The following is a 17,250-nucleotide window of genomic DNA, read 5'->3' on the forward strand; positions in this document are numbered from 1 at the left end:
GTCGTCTCACTGCGTGGTGGTCGATTTCACGATGGCCACGCCGTCGGCCGCGCCGCAGGTCGTGTCGAGCTGGGGGCCGAGCCAGGCGAGCGCCGGACCCAGCTCGCGCCGCCACAACGGCCACTCGTGGCGGCCCGGAACGATCGTCAGCTTGCTGTCGACCCCCGCCCTCAGCAAAGCGAGGTGCAGTTCGGTCGAGCCCTGCACGATTCCGCCGGGGTCACGGTCGCCGGCGTTGATGTAGATCTTCGGCTTCTCGCGCAGCAGCGCGAGCCTGGGCGCCTTGGGAAACAGGTTGGCGGCGTTGAAGCGCGAGACCCTGAAGGGCGTTCCGAAGGCGCCGTCGTAGAAGGTGCGCGCGCGCTTCAGCCGCCCGGTCATCTGCGGCGCGATCGGCTGCGTCAGACTGCCGGACAGGCTGACGCCGAAGCCGAACCGGTGCGGCTTGTCGAATGCGAACAGCAGCGCGCCATAGCCGCCCATCGACAGGCCGGCGGCCGCCCTGCCCCCGCGGCAGGCTGCGGTCGGCAGGCTCCTGTCGATGGTGTTGACGAGATCGCGCGTGATGGCGGTCTCCATCAGGCCTTCGCCCTGCGCGTCGGGATTGTCGACGTACCAGCTATTGCCGGCGTAGGGCATGACCACGACCGTTGGGGGCATGCGCCCCTCCGCGATCGCCTTGTCCATCGTGGTCGCGAGCCCGCCGGCGTCGAGCCAGTCGGCCTCGCCCGGCCCGCCGCCGTGCAGCAGGTAGAGCACCGGCCAGCGCGTGCCGGGCGCGGGCTCCCCGGCGGGCTTGTAGAGGCTGTAGCGTAGCGGCTTGCCAAGCGCGGGACTGGGCGCCTTGAGGTCGCGCTCCACGACCCCGCCGGAGACGGCGGGCGTCGCGGCGCTCAGAACCAGAGCCGCGGCGGCGAGGCTGGCGGACAGGATGCGCGTGATCAACGAGCGCTCTCCGACGGGCGGACAACCGGGAGCGGCGCGGGCGGCGTCAGAGCGTCGTCGGAGCCGGCACGATGTTATTGCGCGCTTGATCCGAAAAGCACGCCCAAATGGTCGGCGCCCGCCTTGCGCTTTTGCATGCGTTCAAGGCGTCGGCCTGGTCCCGTCAGACGCTCCGCTCGAGGCCACGTCGTGGCCGCAGGTGGGGTCGAGCTTGGGCCCGAGCCACGTCAGGGACGTGGCGAACGCGCGCCGCCACGTCTCCCAATCATGCTGGCCCGGGCCGATCCGGAAGGTGCTGTCGACGCCCGCCCGCAGCAGCGCGACATGCAGCCGCGTCGTGTTCTGCAGCAGGCCGCCACGGTCGCGGTCGCCGATCGACAGGTAGACGTCCGGCTGCGGCGCGGCGCCCTTTTCGAACGTGCGGAGACGCGTGAAGAGATTCCAGGCGTTGAACCGCTCGCGATCGAGCGGCCGCCCAAAGGCGCCGTCGTAGAAGGCGTCGGCGCGCTTCAGCCGCGCGACGTCGCTACGGTCGATCGGCGGGCTGACCGCGCCGGCGAGGCTGATCGCCGCCGAAAACACCTCGGGCGCGTCGATCGCGAACAACAGCGCGCCATAGCCGCCCATCGAGAGGCCGCCGACCGCGCGTCCCTCGCGGCAGGCCGCGGTGGGGAACCGCTGGTCGACAGCGGCGACGAGGTCGCGGACGATCGCCGTCTTCATCAGGCCGTGGCCGCCGGGATCGGGGTTGTCGACATACCAGCTGTAAGGCGCGACCGGCGTCACCACGAGCGTCGGCGGAATCGCGCCCTCGGCGATCGCCCGGTCCATGGTCTCGGCCAGGCCGCCCTGGTCCAGCCAGTCCGACACGCTGGGGCGGCCTTCGAGGAGGTAGACCACAGGCCAGCGCTCGGCGCCGGAGGGGGCCGTCTCCGGCCGGTAGAGGTTGTATTCGATCTCGCGCCCGAGCGCCGGGCTCCAGGCCGACTGGTTGCGCTCGACGACGCCCTGGGCCTCCGCGCCTGCGGAGGCGAAGGCGAGAAGACAGGTCAGGGCGGCGGAGGTTCGTCGACGCATCGGGGACCATTCAACGACAAGTGAGGCCGGAACATAGGGCCCGAAGCGCTCCGCGCTGTTCAGAATCTCGTGCGCCAGATTGCTCGGCGAGCATGAGGCCGGCACTGCGCCTCCGGTCTGACACCGTCGCTCGAGGTACCGCGGGAGGGATCAAGGACGCATCCGACGGCTGCGTACGACGATTTCAGGCGGGGCGCCGGCCTAGGCTTCCGCGCCATCGTGCCGTGCGCTCACCATGCAGCGGCGCCTGCGAAAACCCTTTGAGGGAGCCGCATGAGGCAGGTGTCCACCACGATCGGTCATGCTCCCGTCTCGGCGATCGGCTTCGGCTGCGCCTCGATCGGCTCGTGGGTCACCGCCGACGAGGGGCTGCGCGCGCTCGAGCGGGCCTTCGACGCCGGCGTGACCTGGTTCGACGTCGCGCCGAGCTACGGCGACGGCGCGGCGGAAACCATCCTCGGCCGCTTCCTGGCCGGACGCGCCGGCGCCGTCAACGTCTGCACGAAGGTCGGGATCGTCGCGGTGTCGACCGGTTGGAAAGCGGCGCTGCGACCCCACGCCCGCCGCCTCGTCCGGCGATTTCCCGCGCTCCGCCGTTATGCCCGAGGCGTGCGGACGATCGAGACCACGCCGCTCACGACCGCCGGGGTCGCGGCGAGCGTCGACGAGAGCCTCCGCCGGCTGGGCGTGGAGCGGATCGACCTGCTGATGATCCACGACCCCCTGCCGCGCGACGTGCTCGACGGCGCAGTGGAGGAGGCGCTGACGATGGCGATCGAGGCCGGCAAGGTCGGGGCGGTCGGCGTGGCGGGGGATCTCGAGGCGGTCGCGGCCGGCGCCGAACGACCGCGTCTGTTCGCGGCCCTCCAGACCGAGAACAACCCGTTCGAATCTCGCCTGCAGGACCGCCGCCTTGCGGATTGGCGATCCGCCGGCCGCCTGACGATCGCGCACGGAGCGCTGAACGTGTTCGGCGCCTTGCCGCGTCTGCGGACTTTGCTCGCGGAGGATCCGGCGACGCGACGTCGCCTCGCCGACGCGGGCTATGACCCGGCGGCCCCTACGACGCCGGCCGAGATGCTGACCGACTACGCGTTGGCGACCAACGCCTCGGGCCTGTGCCTGTTCTCGGCCATCAAGCCGCGGCACCTCAGCGCCCTGGTCGCGCGGGCCGACGCGGCGCGGGACCCCGCCGAGATGCTCGATCTCGGCGCGGCGCTCGCGGAACGCTGGCGCAGCCGAACCGCGATCAAGACATGAATCGATGGTGCGGACGGCGGGGCTCGAACCCGCACGCCTTGCGGCGCAAGATTTTAAGTCTCGTGCGTCTACCGGTTTCGCCACGTCCGCCCGAGCGGCGAGGTATGGACACGAAAAAGGCGCGCCGCAACTGCGACGCGCCTTCGAGCAATCGATAACGAGGTAGGCTTACGAGCCGAACGGACGACGGACTTGGGTCGCCGCGTCGGAGATGCCGAGACGGTCGAGGTCGGCGGCGTTCGGAGTCCGGTGCGACTCGACCGCCGATGCGACGCGGCCGGCGGCGAACACGAGACCGATGGTCTCCATCACCTCACGAGCCATGTTGCGGATGCGAAGCGCCGGCAGAGGGCGGCCCATCGCGACGGAAAGATTGCGAGCCACGTTCGATCTCCAAAGTTCCTGGAACCCGTTGGTTCCTGGCGCTCAAGATAAGCCCGATGCCGCATCGCACAATGCGCGTTGTCCTCGACGGAGGCATGCTACTTTCGCATAACTCCCTTGGCCCGCTTTCACACAATCGCAACAGTCCGACTCACCCGGCGGCCCCCTCGCGGATCGGCGGCTGGAAGGCGAGCCCCATGTCCCAGGGGAAATAGATCCAGGTGTCCTGGCTGACCTCGGTGACGAAGGTGTCGACCAGCGGCCGTCCCTGCGGCTTGGCGTAGACGGTGGCGAAGTGCGCCTCGGGCAGCATGGCGCGCACGCAGCGCGCGGTGCCGCCGGTGTCGACCAGGTCGTCGACGATCAGCACGCCCTGCCCCTGCCCGCCGCCGAGCGCCGCCACCGACGCCGCGACCTCCTTCAGCACGGTCATCGCGCCTTGCGTGTCGTAGTCGTGGTAGCTCGCGACGCAGACTGTCTCGATCACCCGGATGTCGAGCTCGCGCGCCACGATCGCCGCCGGCACCAGCCCGCCGCGGGTGACGCTGACGATCGCCTTGAAGCCGCCGACCGCCTCCGCGTCCGCCGTCAGGCGCCAGGCGAGCGCGCGGGCGTCGCGGTGAAACTGCTCCCAGGAGACGGGATAGATCTTCTCGGGGCCCGGAGCCGCCATGGGGGTCGTCCTATCGAGACGTCAGCGCAAGCCGGTCAGCATCGCCTCGACCGCGACCTTCGCCGCGGCGAGCGCCTCGGGGTCGCGCGAGCGGATCACGATGTTGGTGTTGAAGCCGCCCTCGTCCATAAAGGGATAGCTGCCAATCGCGACGCCGGGATGGGCCTTCTGCACGGCGCCGAGCGGCGTCGCGATGTCGCCCTCCCTGGCGTCGGCGCGCAGGCTTTCGCTCAGCACCTTCACGCCCGCCGCGAGCGTCGGCCCGACCTCGTCGAGCATGGCCTGCATGATCGAGGGGACGCCGGCGAAGACGAAGACATTCTCGAGCCGAAAGCCCGGCGCCTTCGAGACCTTGTTGGCGATGAGGTCCGCGCCGAAGGGAATGCGGGCCATGCGCAGCCGCCCCTCGTTGAGGTCCGCCGCATTGGGGAAGCGTTCGCGGAGCATCGCGACGGCGCGGGGGTCGTGGTCGATGCCGACGCCGAAGGCTTTCGCCACCGAGTCGGCGGTGATGTCGTCGTGCGTCGGTCCGATGCCGCCGGTCGTGAACAGGTAGGTGTTGCGGGCGCGGAGCGCGTTGATCGCCTCCACGATCGCCGCCTCGTCGTCCGCCACGACGCGCACCTCCTGCAGGTCGATCCCGATGTTGGTGAGGTACTGCGCGATGTAGCCGCTGTTGCTGTCCCGCGTGCGTCCCGAGAGCACCTCGTCGCCGATCACGAGGACGGCGGCGGTGGCGGGCGTGTTCGACATGGGATCGGCCTTGCGATGGGAGGACGTCGCGGAGATAGAGGAGCGATCGGCGGCGAACAAGCCAGGCGCCGCCTAGGGGGCCTTCGCCCGCAGGAGACAGCCGTGACGCCGCTCATCAACATCGACGTTCCGGATCTCGCCGCCGCCGTGCGGTTCTACCGCGCGGCCTTCGGGCTGACGCCGACGCGCCGGATCGGCGACGCCGCGGTGGAGCTCGCAGGATGGCCGACGCCCGTCTACCTCCTGCAACGCGCCGAGCACACGGCGACGGCCGGACGCGCGCGCCGCTCCTACGCCCGGCACTGGACGCCGCTGCACCTCGACGTGGTCGTCGACGACATCCGGACCACCCGTGACCGCGCCGTGGCGGCCGGGGCGATCGTCGAGGGCGAGATCGCCGTGGAGGATTGGGGCTCCCTCGCCGCGCTGTCCGATCCCTTCGGCCACGGCTTCTGCCTCATCCAGTTCCACGGCGACGGGTACGGCGCGATCTCGACGGCGGCCGATGATCTCTGACGTGGACGTCGCCGCGGCCGCCTTTCCCGTGCTGCCCTACCCGGCCACGCTCGTTCCGGGCCGGCTGATCCGCCGCTACAAGCGCTTCCTCGCCGACGTCCGGCTGGACGACGGCCGGGAGGTCGTCGCCCATGTGGCGAACTCGGGCTCGATGATGGGGCTTTCGACGCCCGGCATGCGCGTCTGGCTCTGCCCGAAGACCAGCGGATCCCTGCCGTGGTCGTGGGCGGTGGTCGAGGTCGAGATCGACGGGCGTCCGACGCTGGTGGGCGTGGACACGGCCGCGCCCAACAAGCTCGGGCTCGCGGCGGTCGGCGCCGGCCTGCTGCCCGCCTTCGCGGGCTACGACAGCGTCCGGCGCGAAGTGCGCTACGGCGTCAACAGCCGGATCGACCTGCTGCTCGCAAGCGCCGGCCGGCCGAAGGCTTTCGTCGAGATCAAGAACGTCCACCTGTGGCGGCGCGGCGCGCTGGCCGAGTTCCCGGACGCGGTGACCGCTCGGGGCGCCAAGCACCTGGTCGAGCTCTCGAACGAAGTCGCGGCCGGAGGCCGCGCGGCGATGCTGTTCATCGTGCAGGGCCCGGCGGCCGGCTTCGCGATCGCCCGCGACCTCGACCCCGTCTACGGCCGCGCCTTCGACCTCGCCCGCGCATGCGGCGTCGAGGCGCACTGCTGGAGCGCGACGGTCACGCTCGAAGGCGTCCAGCTCGACCGCGAGGTCCCGATCGTCGATTGAACTCTATGAGTGTCAGCTTCCCAGCGCCGCCAGCCGGTCGAGCGCCGCGGAGAAGCCGTTGAGGGAGACGCTGAAGCTCGTCACCTGGCCGTCGCTCTGGTTGAGCGAGGAGACCGTCAGGCGCTGGCCCTTCTTCATGGCGTCCGTAGCCGCCGCCGGAAACGACACCGGCAGCACGCAGCCCTGCGGCACGCAGGTGGAGAAGCGCAGGCCCGTCCCGAAATCCTTGTCGTCGAGGGTGAGGATGGCGCCGTTGTCGAGCTTCAGGCCGAAGGGCATGAGCACGGCGCCCTCGGTCTTCCCTTCCGCCGGCACCCGCAGCTCGATCGCGAACACGCGGCGGCCGGACTGCTTGTCGCCCTGCGCCTGCGACAGCAGGCAGCTCTTGCGGCTGTCCGCGACCCGGCAGTCCACGGTCCAGTCGCCGTAGGTCTCGTTGACGGAGCCCGCGCCGTTCGGGAGCGACGCGGCGGCGGGCTGGCCCGGCGTCTGCGCCTTCGCGGCCTGGGCGTCGGTCGGCTGCGGCTGCGTCGTGCGGTCGTTCTTCCGCAACCGGTCGGTGGCGGCCTTCATCTCCTCGGCGGTCGGCTGCTGGGCGAAGGCGGCCGGAGCGGCCGCCAACGCGGCGGCGGCGAGAAGGAGGGCGGCGCTGAAGCGGAGCATGACGGGGGCTCTTCCAAAACATCGAACGGTGGATGCAGGCCCCTTTACACCAAGGGCGCCGCGCGAGGTAAGTCCTTTGCGATCCGCGAGAACGAAAGCGGCAGCACAGCAAAGTATAGAATAGATCTAAAGTTCGTCCGCGACAGCGGACCGCCGCGGCGATCGAGCGCCTGACGCGCACGCCCGGCGGATGCTATCTGTCCTGCGACGCAACCACGCACGGACGGGCGCCGGACGCATGAGATTCGAAGGCACGACCGCCTACGTCGCGACGGAGGATCTCAAGATCGCCGTCAACGCCGCCGTGACGCTGGAGCGGCCGCTGCTGGTGAAGGGCGAACCCGGCACGGGCAAGACCGTGCTCGCCCGTGAAATCGCCCAGGCGCTCGACGCTCCGCTGCTCGAGTGGCACGTGAAGTCGACGACGAAAGCCGTTCAGGGGCTTTACGAATACGATGCTGTGGCCCGGCTGCGCGACGGCCAGCTCGGCGACCCGCGCGTCTCCGATATCGCCAACTACATCCGAAAGGGCCCGCTCTGGACCGCCTTCACGGCGGAGCGCCGCCCCGTGCTGCTGATCGACGAGATCGACAAGGCGGACATTGAGTTTCCGAACGACCTGCTGCTCGAGCTCGACCGCATGGAGTTCCACGTGCCCGAGACCGGCGAGACGGTGAAGGCCGCGCGCCGGCCGGTCGTGATCATTACCTCGAACAACGAGAAGGAGCTGCCGGACGCTTTCCTGCGCCGCTGCTTCTTCCATTACATCCGCTTCCCCGACCCGGGCACCATGGCCGCGATCGTGGAGACGCATTTTCCCGGGCTGAAGAAGCGCCTTCTGTCGGAGGCGCTAGCGCTGTTCTACGAGGTGCGCGAGGCGCCCGGTCTGCGCAAGAAGCCGTCGACCAGCGAATTTCTGGACTGGCTGAAGCTGCTGCTGGCGGAGGATGTCGCGCCCGAGATCCTGCGCGCGAAGGATCCGCGCCGGACGATCCCGCCGCTTCACGGCGCGCTGCTGAAGAACGAGCAGGACGTCCAGCTGTTCGAACGCATGGCCTTCATGATGCGGCGCGAAGGGCGGTAGCGCCCTCGCCGCGGGACGTCAGGCGAGCGCCAGCGACTTCTCGAACACGGTGAGCCCCGTCAGGCAGTCCTCCATCGCGCGGCGGGCGCGGGGGCGCGGCACGTCGAGGGCTTTGGCGACCGTCTCAAGGCGGTGGTTCGGGAGGTCCTTCACGCGGCCCTGCGCGAAGCGCATGGCGCACACAGTCGTCGACGGCGCCGTCAAGCCGGCGCGCTCCGCCTCGGCGACGAGGAACGCGTGGTCGAAGCCGATGTTGTAGGCGACCAGGGGATCCTCGCCGACGAAGGCGAAGAAGCTCGCCAAGGCGTCCTTTGGCTCGGGCGCCTCGGCGAAGGCGGCGTCGTCGAGGCCGGTCATCGCGCGGACGAAGGCCGGGATCGCCCGGTCGGGCTTCACCAGCGACTGGAAGGCCCACAGCTCGCCGCTGGCGCGGTCGAACTTGAGGGCCGCGATCTCGATCACGCGGTCCCGCTTCGGCGTCAGGCCCGTCGTCTCGAGGTCGAAGAAGACATAGCGGCTTTCGCCGGCGGCGATGCGTTCAAGCGGCGTGGACATCTCTTTCCGATCGGGACTCGACTGGCGCGGTGCGGCGGGACGTTAACGGAACGTTCCTACGGTATCGAAAAGAGCGTCGCCAGAAGCTTTTCGCCAAGATCACAGCGTGGCATAGGCTCCGCCCATGTCGCACAACACCTTCGGCCACCTCTTCCGCGTCACCACCTTCGGCGAAAGCCACGGCCCCGCCATCGGCGCGGTGGTCGACGGCTGTCCGCCGCGGTTGACCTTTCGGCGGGACGACGTGCAGGCCGCGCTCGATCGCCGGCGCCCCGGCCAATCGCGCTTCACCACCCAGCGGCGCGAGCCGGACCAGGTCGAGATCCTGTCGGGCGTGCTGGAGGCCGAGGACGGTCTGCTCACGACCACCGGCACGCCGATCGGCCTGCTGATCCGGAACGTCGACCAGCGCTCGAAGGACTACTCCAACATCGCCCAGAGCTACCGACCGGGCCATGCGGACGTGACCTACGACGTGAAATACGGCGTCCGCGACCACCGCGGCGGCGGGCGGTCGTCCGCGCGCGAAACCGCCATGCGCGTGGCGGCCGGCGCCATCGCGCGCCTCGTTCTCTCGAACGTCACCATCCGCGCCGCGCTCGTCGCCATGGGCGAGATCGAGATCGACCGCTCGCGGTGGGACTGGGCGGAGGTCGACCGCAATCCGTTCTTCTGCCCCGATCCCGTCGCAGCAAAGGAGATGGAGGCCTATCTCGACGGGATCCGCAAAGCAGGCTCCTCCGTTGGGGCGGTGCTCGAGGTCGAGGCGGACGGCGCGCCCGCGGGCCTCGGGGCGCCGATCTACGGCAAGCTCGACGCCGACCTCGCCGCGGCCCTCATGAGCATCAACGCGGTCAAGGGCGTCGAGATCGGCGCGGGATTCGCCGCGGCGCGCCTGACGGGCGAGGAAAACGCCGACGAGATGCGGGCCGGGAACGACGGCAAGCCGGTGTTCCTATCGAACAAGGCAGGCGGCGTGCTCGGCGGCATCTCGACGGGCCAGGCCATCGTCGCGCGCTTCGCCGTGAAACCCACGTCGTCGATCCTCACGCCGCGCCGGTCGATCGACGCCTCAGGCGCCGACGTCGACGTCTCGACCAAGGGCCGCCACGACCCCTGCGTCGGCATCCGCGCCGTGCCCGTCGGCGAGGCGATGGTCGCCTGCGTGCTCGCGGACCACGTCCTGCGACATCGCGGCCAGACCGGCGGCTGATCAAGGGCTTGACGCGTCGCGCGAGCGGCCCGAAACCGGGGCGCGTCCAGACGGCGATTTCGGCGACGCAACCGAAGGCGCGGTTGGTCCGCGGCGAGGTAAATCCGTTGTCATGAACGCGCCGTACGAGACCGCATAGACGCATCCCCTCGGGGCCGCGTTTTCAACTTGAGAAACCCGCCGGCCGGTAAGCAGTCCCCGAGCCGGCGGTTTTTTCGCCCACCGCCTCCCATGGTCCAAGCTGACGGTCGGCGCAGGCGGCGTATCGCGGCCTCCGCCGATCTTGAACGGAGGGCTGCGGCCATGGAGCGAGTGACGGGCGGATGCCTGTGCGGCGACGTTCGGATCGTGGCGTCGGGACGACCCTACCGGGTCGGGCTCTGCCACTGCCTCGACTGCCGCAAGCATCATGGGGCGCTGTTTCACGCCTCCGCGGTGTTTCCCAAGGATGCGGTCGCGGTCCACGGTGAACCGCGCTCCTACGCCGGGCGGTTTTTCTGCCCCCGATGCGGCTCGTCCGTGTTCGCGCGCACGGCGGACGAGGTCGAAGTGAACCTCGGGTCTCTGGACGCGCCCGACCAACTGCGCCCCACCTACGAAAGCTGGACCGTCCGTCGCGAATCCTGGTTGCCGCCGTTTCCGCTGTCGCGCCGCTACGCCGGCGATCGCGACCCCACGAGCCGATCCGAGGACTGAGTCTAGGGGCGCTGCGTGTCGAACAGGTTGCCGGCGACCTCGCGGACCGTCGGGGGACGGCGCTCGACGAAGGGCAGAGGGCGGCAGACCGCCATCGCGGCGAGGCCCACGCGGGCGGTCAGAAGGCCGTTCAGCACGCCCTCCCCCAGCCGCGCCGAGAGCTTCGCCGCAAGGCCATGCCCGAGCACCTGCTCCAGCAGCCCGTCGCCGACCCCCATGCCGCCGGTCACGGCGAGATGGCCGAGCACGTGCTTCGCAAGCTTGAAGAAGCCGAGCGACCCCGGGCGGCCGCCGTAGATCGTCCCGATCCGCCGGATGAGCCGCATGGCCTCGACCGCCACGAAGGCGAGATCGACGATCGCGCGCGGGGACACCGCGGTCACCACCGACACCCGCTTGGCGGACGACGCGATCGCGCGCGTCGCCTCGGCGTCGAGCGCCGCCAGCAGTTCGCGTTCGGCGATCTTCAGACGGTCCGAGCCGTCGATGATGTCGTCGTCGTGCTCCACGATGGCGCGGCGCGCCCGCGCCGTCTCCGGCCGCGCGGCGTAGAGCGCCACCACGTCCGCGATCACGCGCTTGGCGGCCTTGGCGTCGTCGCTGGCGTGCGCGGCGTCCGCCGCCTCCCGCAGGTGCTCGATCCGCGACAGGCGCATCAGCCCCGCCGCCTCCCGGCCGATGATGGCGAGGCCGGCCAGCGCCGCGAGCCCGGCGAGACCGAGCGCGACCCACCCCAGCCAGTCCGAGCGTGCGAACAGGTCCTCGACCACCCGCGTCGCCCACAGGCCGACCGCGAGGCTGACCAGCCCCCCGAGCGCGCCGAAGAACAGGTTCCCGAGCGACAGCCTCGTGCGCCGCGGCGCGACGGGCGCGGCCGCGGGCTCCTCGACCTCGAAGGGATCGGGCTGCGAGGTCACGACCACGCCGCCGCGCGAGGTGGCGACCGTCTCGTCGGGCGCCGCCATCACCACGGAAGGGTCGTTCAGGCGGAAGGCGGTCGGCCGTCGGGGCGGCTGTCGCAGGGGGTCGTTCGACGGAGCGTCGGTCACAGCAGCGCGTCTCCCAGCAGGAATTCGAGCGTGCGGTCGAGCCGGATGTGCGGAAGCTGCGTGACCCCGCGCTCGGGCGCGAGCCTCGGCGGGCGAAACTTCACGAAGCGGATGTCCCCGCCGTCGTCGCTCACCGCGCGGCCGCGGTAGCCGCCGGCGCTCAGCGCCGTTTCAGGATCCTCCGGCAGGTCGCCGGGGAACACCGCGATCTCCTCCTGGCCGTCGAACACCTGGCCTCCGGAGCGCTCGCCCGCCTCCGGCACGCCGACGATGACGGGGAGATCGTCCCGGCCCTGCCGCGCCGTCGCCTCGCGGGTGGCCCGCACCGCGGCCAGCGCCACCACGTCGACCGCCGCGCCGTCGAACTCCGCGTTCTTGATCGCCCGTCCGACGAGGCGCCGCAGGATCGCCTCGAGCCGGTCATGGCTCGTGTGATGCAGGTGGTCGGCCTTGGTCGCGGCGAACAGCAGGCGGTCGACCTTGGGGCGGAACAGGCTGGTGAGCCACGAGTTCCGGCCGTGCCGGAACGCCGCGAGCACGTCGGTCAACGCCACCTCGAGGTCCGCGACCGCCTCGGGTCCGGCGTTCAGCGCGGCCAGCGCGTCGACGAGCACGACCTGGCGGTCGAGCCGCGCGAAGTGGTCGCGGAAGAACGGCTTCACGACGTGGTTGCGGTAGGATTCGTAGCGCCGCTCCATCATCGCCCACAGCGACCCGGCCGGGGCCTCGCCTTCGGCCGGCACGTCGAGCGGTGCGAAGGTCAGAGCAGGACTGCCGTCGAGATCGCCCGGCATCAGGAAGCGGCCGGGAGGAAGCGTCGACAGCGCGACGCGTTCGGCGCGACCTGCGATCAGATAGGCCCGGAACAGCGCCGCCGCCTGCCGGGCCGCGGTTTCGTCCTCGCGGGCGGCGGGATCGAGCGTCGCGAGATAGGCCCGCCATTCGGCGGCGAGCGGCGCGCGGGTGGGACCTTCAGAGGCGTGGAGCGTCTTCTGCGACCAGGTCCGGAAGTCCTGCGACAGCAAAGCGAGATCGAGCAGCCATTCGCCGGGATAGTCGACGATGTCGAGGGTGAGGCGTCGGCCCGGCCTTTGCCGGCTGAGAAAGCCGGAGCGGCTTTCGAAATCGACGACGACGCGCAGCTCGGAAATCCGCCGGGTGGACTCGGGCCAGTGCCGGTCGGCGCCGGTCAACGCCCTCAGATGGGTCTCGACCTCGAACCGCGGCACGGCGTCGTCCGGCTGCGGCGCAAGCCGCGCCCCGGCGATGCGGCCCTGGCCGTAGGCGCGGAACGCGGGAAGGCGGCCGCCCTGCGTCAGGGCGTTCACCAGCGCCGTCAGGAAGACGGTCTTGCCCGCCCGCGACAGCCCGGTCACCCCCAGCCGGAGCGTCGGATCGAGCGTGCCCGCGGCGGCGTCGAGCAGGCTCTGCGCCGCGATCCGGGCTTCGTGGGCGAGGTCGCCGAAATTCATGCGACGTCGAGGCCGAGGCTCTTGGGGGTGACGAACCGGTCGAGCCGCCCCGCGCGCGGCGCGGTCTCGGTCCAGCTGTCGAACGGCAGGTCGAGCACCGCGATCGCCGCGGTCGGAAACTTGACCGACAGCAGCCGCCGGGCCTCCGGGTCCCCCGAGCCCGCCAGCAGGTCGACAAGATCCGCGAGGGCGGGATTGTGGCCGACGACCATGAGCGTCTGCGCCTCCGGCGGAGCGGAGCGGATCACGTCCAGCAGGCCGTCGGCGGACGCCTCATAGGCCTCGCGCAGCACGCGCGTCTCCGGCGCCGGCGTGAAGGCGCCCTTCGCGATGTCCCAGGTGGTCTTCGCGCGCTTCGCCGTCGAGCACAGCACCAGGTCGGGGCGGAAGCCCCGGCCCGCGAGCCAGGCCCCCATCGGCCCGGCGGCCTTTCGGCCGCGGGTGGCGAGGCCGCGGTCATGGTCGGCGGCTGCGGCCAGCGACCAGTCGGACTTCGCGTGACGGAACAGAATGAGACGGCGCATGGATCCCCGGAATTCACAGCCGCGGCGATCCCGCGGCGCTGCAGGAGGTGGGGGCCTCAAACGCCTTTCTCAAGCCTCGCCGTTCACGACTCGGAAACCTTCCATGGCGTTTTCATGGATGGCGCCAGGGTGAACGCCGGATGAACGCCACGTTCGGACCGAGTTCAACGTCGCTCGGCGAAACTGATCACCGTGGCCGAAAGGTCACTTTGTAGGAAAAGCTTTCGCCGAAAGGTGATCAAGACGTTTCGGCGCCTTTGTTTCACCATCGCCATCGCACACTTCAGAATGGCTCCCGCAGCGTATCAGCGGGGTTGGAGTTAAAGTCATCATGTCGAGCACCATGGAACAGTACGAGCAACGCACCGGCGGGGAATTCGCGACCGCGATCGACCTCGCTCACCTTTCCCGCCAGACCCTTGGCGACCGGACCCTCGAGCGCGAGGTCCTTGAGCTTTTCCGCCGTCAGGCGCGCATCCTCCTCTTCCGTTTCGAAGCGGTGACCTGCCCGTCCGAGCGCGCCCAGATCGCGCACACGCTGAAGGGCTCGGCCCGCGGCGTCGGCGCCGGTCGCGTGGCCTATGCGGCCGACGAGCTTGAGCGCGCGGCGAACGCCGGCGAGCCGACCGGCAAGGCTCTCGCCGAAGTCGCCGAGTCCGTCGCAGAGGCCACCTCCGCGATCGAACTGCGCTTCGGTTTCGACCGCTGAACCTTCAGGCTTCGAACGTTTTGGCCGGCTGGATCAGCCGGCCGCGATCCGACCGCGTGACGACGGCGGCCGCCCGTCGTCTGGCGCGTGGATGCGAAACGCTCTAAACAGCCCGCCGAAGGATCGGCCGCGGCACGGCGGACCGGTCCGTCTGTGCAAGAGGCGGCGCGGCGATGGCCCAGATCACCTTCATCGATCATGACGGCGGCGAACGCACGGTCGAGGCCCGAGAGGGCCAGACCGTGATGGAGGTCGCCATCGCGAACGACGTCCCCGGCATTGAGGCCGAGTGCGGCGGCGGATGCTCCTGCGCGACCTGCCACGTCTACGTGGACGAGGCCTGGAGCGAAGTGGTCGGCGGTCCGACCCCGATGGAGGAGGACATGCTGGACTTCGCCTTCGACGTCCGGCCGTCCAGCCGCCTCTCCTGCCAGATCAAGATCACGCCGGCGCTCGACGGCCTCAAGGTGACGACGCCGCAGCGTCAGGGCTGACGCCGTTCGGCCGCCGGTCCTTTTCCCGCGCCCGCGCCTCCGCTAGACCTGCGCGCCCTCACGCTTCGCGCAGATCCGGGACGCCATGACCGACATCATTTACACAGACGCCGTGATCGTCGGGGCCGGCCCCGTCGGGCTCTTCGCCGTGTTCCAGCTCGGCATGGTCGACGTCGAGGCCCACGTCGTCGACATCCTCGACCGGCCGGGCGGGCAATGCGTCGAGCTGTACCCAGAGAAGCCGATCTACGACATCCCTGGGCTGCCGGAGGTGACCGGCCAGGGGCTCGCCGACAACCTGCTCGCCCAGATCCAGCCCTTCGCGCCGCGGTTCCACTTCAACCAGATGGTCGCGGCCCTCGAGCGGACGCCCGACGACCGCTTCCTTCTGACGACGGACGCCGGGACCCGCTTCGACGCCAAGGTCGTGGTGATCGCCGCCGGCGGCGGCTCGTTCCTGCCGCGGCGCGCGCCGATCCCCGGCGTGGAGGCCTACGAAGGACGTTCGGTGTTCTACGCCGTCCGCGCCAAGGATGCGTTCCGGGCCAAGCATCTGGTGATCGTCGGCGGCGGCGACTCCGCGTTGGACTGGACGCTCAACCTCGCGCCGATCGCCGAGAGCGTGACGCTGATCCACCGGCGCGACGTGTTCCGCGCCGCCCCGGACACCGTCAACAAGATGCGCGCGCTGGTGGACAAGGGCGTCGTCGACCTGTTCATCGGCCAGGCCACCGCCCTCATCGGCGAGAACGGCATGCTGAAGGCGGTGAAGGCCAAGGCGGAGGACGGGTCGCTCCACGAGATCGCCGCAGACGCCATGCTGCCGTTCTTCGGCCTCGCGGCCCAGCTCGGCCCGATCGCGGACTGGGGGCTGAACATGAGCGAAGACCTCATCCCGGTCGACGTCGAGAGCTACCAGACGACGACGCCCGGCGTGTTCGCGATCGGCGACGTCAACGCCTATCCCGGCAAGCTGAAGCTGATCCTCTCGGGCTTCCACGAGGCCGCGCTGATGGCCCAGGCCGCCGCCCGCCGCGTGCATCCAGAGCGCCGGATGGTCTTCCAGCACTCGACCTCGTCGTCCACCCTGCAGAAGAAGCTCGCGGGCGCCTGACGGCCAAGATGTCCGTTCTCGCGCCCATCTGGCGCCCGTTCGCCGCAACTCAGACTGTGGCGAACGTGTTTTAGGGCGCCAACCGAACTCTCAGCGCGCCAGCGCCCGGGTCGCCCGATCGAGGCCGTCGAGGCTGAGCGGGTACATGCGCCCTTCGACCGCGTCCCGGACGATGTCGATGGACTCGGTCCACGACCAGCTCCGCTCCGGGAGGGGGTTGACCCAGGCGAGCTTCGGGAAGCGATCGACGAACCGTCGCAGCCAGACCCGGCCCGCCTCCTTGTTCATGTGTTCGACCGCGCCGCCGGGCGACAGCAGCTCGTAGGGGCTCATCGACGCGTCGCCGACGATCACCACCCGGCACTCCGGCGGATAGCCGCGCAGCAGGTCGAGCGTCGGCGTGAGCTCGGCGCGCCGGCGACGGTTGTCGCGCCACACGTGCTCGTAGACGCAGTTGTGGAAATAGAAGTGGTCGAGCCGCTTGAACTCGGACCGCGCGGCGGAAAACAGCTCCTCACAGGCGCGCACGTGCCCGTCCATGGAGCCGCCGACGTCAAGCAGCAGCAGAAGCTGCACCGCGTTGCGCCGCTCCGGGCGCAGCTTCACGTCGAGAAAACCCTGGCGCGCGGTCGCGCCCACGGTGCCGTCGAGATCGAACTCCTCCGCCGCGCCGGCGCGGGCGAAGCGCCGCATGCGCCGCAGGGCCACCTTGATCGCCCGCGTGCCGATCTCGACCTCGCCGTCGAGATCGCGGAACTCCCGCTTGTCCCAGACCTTCACCGCCTTGAAGTTGCGGTTGCCCTCCTGCCCGATCCGGATCCCTTCCGGATTGTAGCCGTAGGCGCCGAAGGGCGACGCGCCCCCCGTGCCCACCCACTTGTTGCCGCCCTCGTGCCGCGCTTTCTGCTCCGCGAGACGCTGCCGCAGAGTCTCGAGCAGCTTGTCGAGCCCGCCGAGCGCCTCGATCGCCGCCTTCTCTTCATCCGACAGCAGGCGTTCGAAGCGTTTCAGCAACCAGTCCGGCGGTATGTCCGTTCCAGCGAGGGCCTCCGCCAGGCTCTCGGCCCCGGCGAAGATCTGGGCGAAAACGCGGTCGAATCGGTCGAAGTGCCGTTCGTCCTTGACGAGGCAGGCGCGGGCCAGCGCATGGAGCCCGTCGGCGTCGGTCGGACGCAGTCCGCGGTCCAGCGCCTCCAGGAACGCGAGGTGCTCACGTAGGGACACGGGCACGCCGGCGCTGCGCAGCGCCTCGAAAAACCTCAGGAACATGACGCGGGGCCGGCCGAATCGTTTGAGATGGTGAACAACCCGTTAACGACGTTTGCCAACGGAT

General features: G+C 70.2%; 20 protein-coding genes and 1 tRNA gene. 9 read left to right on the forward strand and 12 right to left on the reverse strand.

Annotated elements, in window-relative coordinates:
• Nucleotides 1-6 precede the first annotated feature (6 nt).
• Both K244_RS22580 and K244_RS22585 read right to left on the reverse strand, forming a co-directional pair.
• Nucleotides 7-945 (reverse strand): alpha/beta hydrolase-fold protein, encoded by a 939-nt coding sequence (locus tag K244_RS22580; protein ID WP_020185491.1) that lies wholly within the window; start codon nucleotides 943-945, stop codon nucleotides 7-9.
• A 141-nt stretch (nucleotides 946-1,086) separates the two neighbouring features.
• Nucleotides 1,087-2,022, reverse strand: a complete 936-nt coding sequence (locus tag K244_RS22585) for an alpha/beta hydrolase-fold protein (RefSeq protein ID WP_020185492.1) — start codon at nucleotides 2,020-2,022, stop codon at nucleotides 1,087-1,089.
• A 273-nt stretch (nucleotides 2,023-2,295) separates the two neighbouring features.
• Here K244_RS22585 and K244_RS0106760 point away from each other — a divergent pair, with 273 nt between their 5' ends.
• Nucleotides 2,296-3,282: an aldo/keto reductase gene (locus K244_RS0106760; RefSeq protein WP_020185493.1), complete on the forward strand. Its 987-nt coding sequence runs from the start codon at nucleotides 2,296-2,298 to the stop codon at nucleotides 3,280-3,282.
• A 5-nt stretch (nucleotides 3,283-3,287) separates the two neighbouring features.
• On the opposite strand, the gene K244_RS0106765 is transcribed toward K244_RS0106760, so the two are convergent.
• The 4 genes from K244_RS0106765 to K244_RS0106780 form a co-directional block, all read right to left on the reverse strand.
• Nucleotides 3,288-3,372 (reverse strand) — tRNA-Leu (locus tag K244_RS0106765).
• Between the two features lie 78 nt (nucleotides 3,373-3,450).
• Nucleotides 3,451-3,666, reverse strand: a complete 216-nt coding sequence (locus K244_RS0106770; protein WP_103119779.1) for a hypothetical protein — start codon at nucleotides 3,664-3,666, stop codon at nucleotides 3,451-3,453.
• Between the two features lie 151 nt (nucleotides 3,667-3,817).
• Nucleotides 3,818-4,339, reverse strand: a complete 522-nt coding sequence (gene gpt, locus K244_RS0106775; protein WP_020185495.1) for a xanthine phosphoribosyltransferase — start codon at nucleotides 4,337-4,339, stop codon at nucleotides 3,818-3,820.
• Nucleotides 4,340-4,360: 21 nt separating this feature from the next.
• On the reverse strand, nucleotides 4,361-5,092 hold the full coding sequence (locus K244_RS0106780; RefSeq protein WP_024816358.1) for a molybdopterin-binding protein: 732 nt from the start codon (nucleotides 5,090-5,092) through the stop codon (nucleotides 4,361-4,363).
• Nucleotides 5,093-5,194: 102 nt separating this feature from the next.
• On the opposite strand from K244_RS0106780, the gene K244_RS0106785 reads away from it, so the two are divergent.
• A complete protein-coding gene (locus tag K244_RS0106785) occupies nucleotides 5,195-5,608 on the forward strand; it encodes a VOC family protein (protein WP_020185497.1) in 414 nt (137 codons plus the stop codon).
• Entirely contained in the window at nucleotides 5,598-6,344 is a 747-nt protein-coding gene (gene sfsA / locus K244_RS0106790; RefSeq protein WP_020185498.1) for a DNA/RNA nuclease SfsA, read from the forward strand. Before K244_RS0106785 ends, sfsA begins: the two co-directional genes overlap by 11 nt.
• A gap of 12 nt (nucleotides 6,345-6,356) precedes the next feature.
• On the opposite strand, the gene K244_RS21580 is transcribed toward sfsA, so the two are convergent.
• Nucleotides 6,357-7,007 (reverse strand): invasion associated locus B family protein, encoded by a 651-nt coding sequence (locus tag K244_RS21580; protein ID WP_020185499.1) that lies wholly within the window; start codon nucleotides 7,005-7,007, stop codon nucleotides 6,357-6,359.
• A 238-nt stretch (nucleotides 7,008-7,245) separates the two neighbouring features.
• On the opposite strand from K244_RS21580, the gene K244_RS0106800 reads away from it, so the two are divergent.
• Nucleotides 7,246-8,091 carry a MoxR family ATPase gene (locus K244_RS0106800; protein WP_020185500.1) on the forward strand — a complete coding sequence of 282 codons (846 nt, stop codon included), beginning with the start codon at nucleotides 7,246-7,248 and terminating at the stop codon, nucleotides 8,089-8,091.
• An 18-nt stretch (nucleotides 8,092-8,109) separates the two neighbouring features.
• Here K244_RS0106800 and K244_RS0106805 read toward each other — a convergent pair whose 3' ends face one another.
• Nucleotides 8,110-8,646 (reverse strand): 3'-5' exonuclease, encoded by a 537-nt coding sequence (locus K244_RS0106805; RefSeq protein WP_020185501.1) that lies wholly within the window; start codon nucleotides 8,644-8,646, stop codon nucleotides 8,110-8,112.
• 124 nt (nucleotides 8,647-8,770) lie between these two features.
• Between K244_RS0106805 and aroC the strand changes: the two genes are divergently transcribed.
• Together aroC and K244_RS0106815 are read left to right on the forward strand one after the other, a co-directional pair.
• Entirely contained in the window at nucleotides 8,771-9,859 is a 1,089-nt protein-coding gene (aroC, locus tag K244_RS0106810) for a chorismate synthase (RefSeq protein ID WP_020185502.1), read from the forward strand.
• Nucleotides 9,860-10,162: 303 nt separating this feature from the next.
• Nucleotides 10,163-10,555, forward strand: coding sequence for a GFA family protein (locus K244_RS0106815; RefSeq protein WP_020185503.1), 393 nt, complete (start codon nucleotides 10,163-10,165; stop codon nucleotides 10,553-10,555).
• A gap of 2 nt (nucleotides 10,556-10,557) precedes the next feature.
• Here the strand turns inward: K244_RS0106815 and K244_RS0106820 are convergent, their stop codons facing one another.
• Genes K244_RS0106820 through K244_RS0106830 form a run of 3 tightly spaced genes read right to left on the reverse strand, consistent with a single transcriptional unit; the run spans nucleotide 10,558 to nucleotide 13,600 of the window.
• Nucleotides 10,558-11,604, reverse strand: coding sequence for a TIGR01620 family protein (locus K244_RS0106820; protein ID WP_020185504.1), 1,047 nt, complete (start codon nucleotides 11,602-11,604; stop codon nucleotides 10,558-10,560).
• Nucleotides 11,601-13,076, reverse strand: coding sequence for a YcjX family protein (locus tag K244_RS0106825; protein WP_020185505.1), 1,476 nt, complete (start codon nucleotides 13,074-13,076; stop codon nucleotides 11,601-11,603). Before K244_RS0106825 ends, K244_RS0106820 begins: the two co-directional genes overlap by 4 nt.
• The gene (locus tag K244_RS0106830) at nucleotides 13,073-13,600 is read right to left on the reverse strand and encodes a histidine phosphatase family protein (protein ID WP_020185506.1); all 528 of its coding nucleotides are present in this window, start codon (nucleotides 13,598-13,600) and stop codon (nucleotides 13,073-13,075) included. The genes K244_RS0106825 and K244_RS0106830 overlap by 4 nt, the downstream gene beginning before the upstream one ends.
• Before the next feature lie 331 nt (nucleotides 13,601-13,931).
• Here K244_RS0106830 and K244_RS0106835 point away from each other — a divergent pair, with 331 nt between their 5' ends.
• The 3 genes from K244_RS0106835 to K244_RS0106845 all read left to right on the forward strand — a co-directional run bounded on the left by K244_RS0106835 (nucleotide 13,932) and on the right by K244_RS0106845 (nucleotide 15,917).
• Nucleotides 13,932-14,309: an Hpt domain-containing protein gene (locus tag K244_RS0106835; RefSeq protein WP_024816360.1), complete on the forward strand. Its 378-nt coding sequence runs from the start codon at nucleotides 13,932-13,934 to the stop codon at nucleotides 14,307-14,309.
• 173 nt (nucleotides 14,310-14,482) lie between these two features.
• Nucleotides 14,483-14,803, forward strand: coding sequence for a 2Fe-2S iron-sulfur cluster-binding protein (locus K244_RS0106840; protein ID WP_020185508.1), 321 nt, complete (start codon nucleotides 14,483-14,485; stop codon nucleotides 14,801-14,803).
• Nucleotides 14,804-14,888: 85 nt separating this feature from the next.
• A complete protein-coding gene (locus K244_RS0106845) occupies nucleotides 14,889-15,917 on the forward strand; it encodes an NAD(P)/FAD-dependent oxidoreductase (RefSeq protein WP_020185509.1) in 1,029 nt (342 codons plus the stop codon).
• A 90-nt stretch (nucleotides 15,918-16,007) separates the two neighbouring features.
• Here K244_RS0106845 and K244_RS0106850 read toward each other — a convergent pair whose 3' ends face one another.
• Entirely contained in the window at nucleotides 16,008-17,186 is a 1,179-nt protein-coding gene (locus K244_RS0106850) for a VWA domain-containing protein (RefSeq protein WP_020185510.1), read from the reverse strand.
• Nucleotides 17,187-17,250 lie beyond the last annotated feature (64 nt).

This window comes from Methylopila sp. 73B (genome assembly GCF_000526315.1).
Lineage (GTDB): Bacteria > Pseudomonadota > Alphaproteobacteria > Rhizobiales > Methylopilaceae > Methylopila.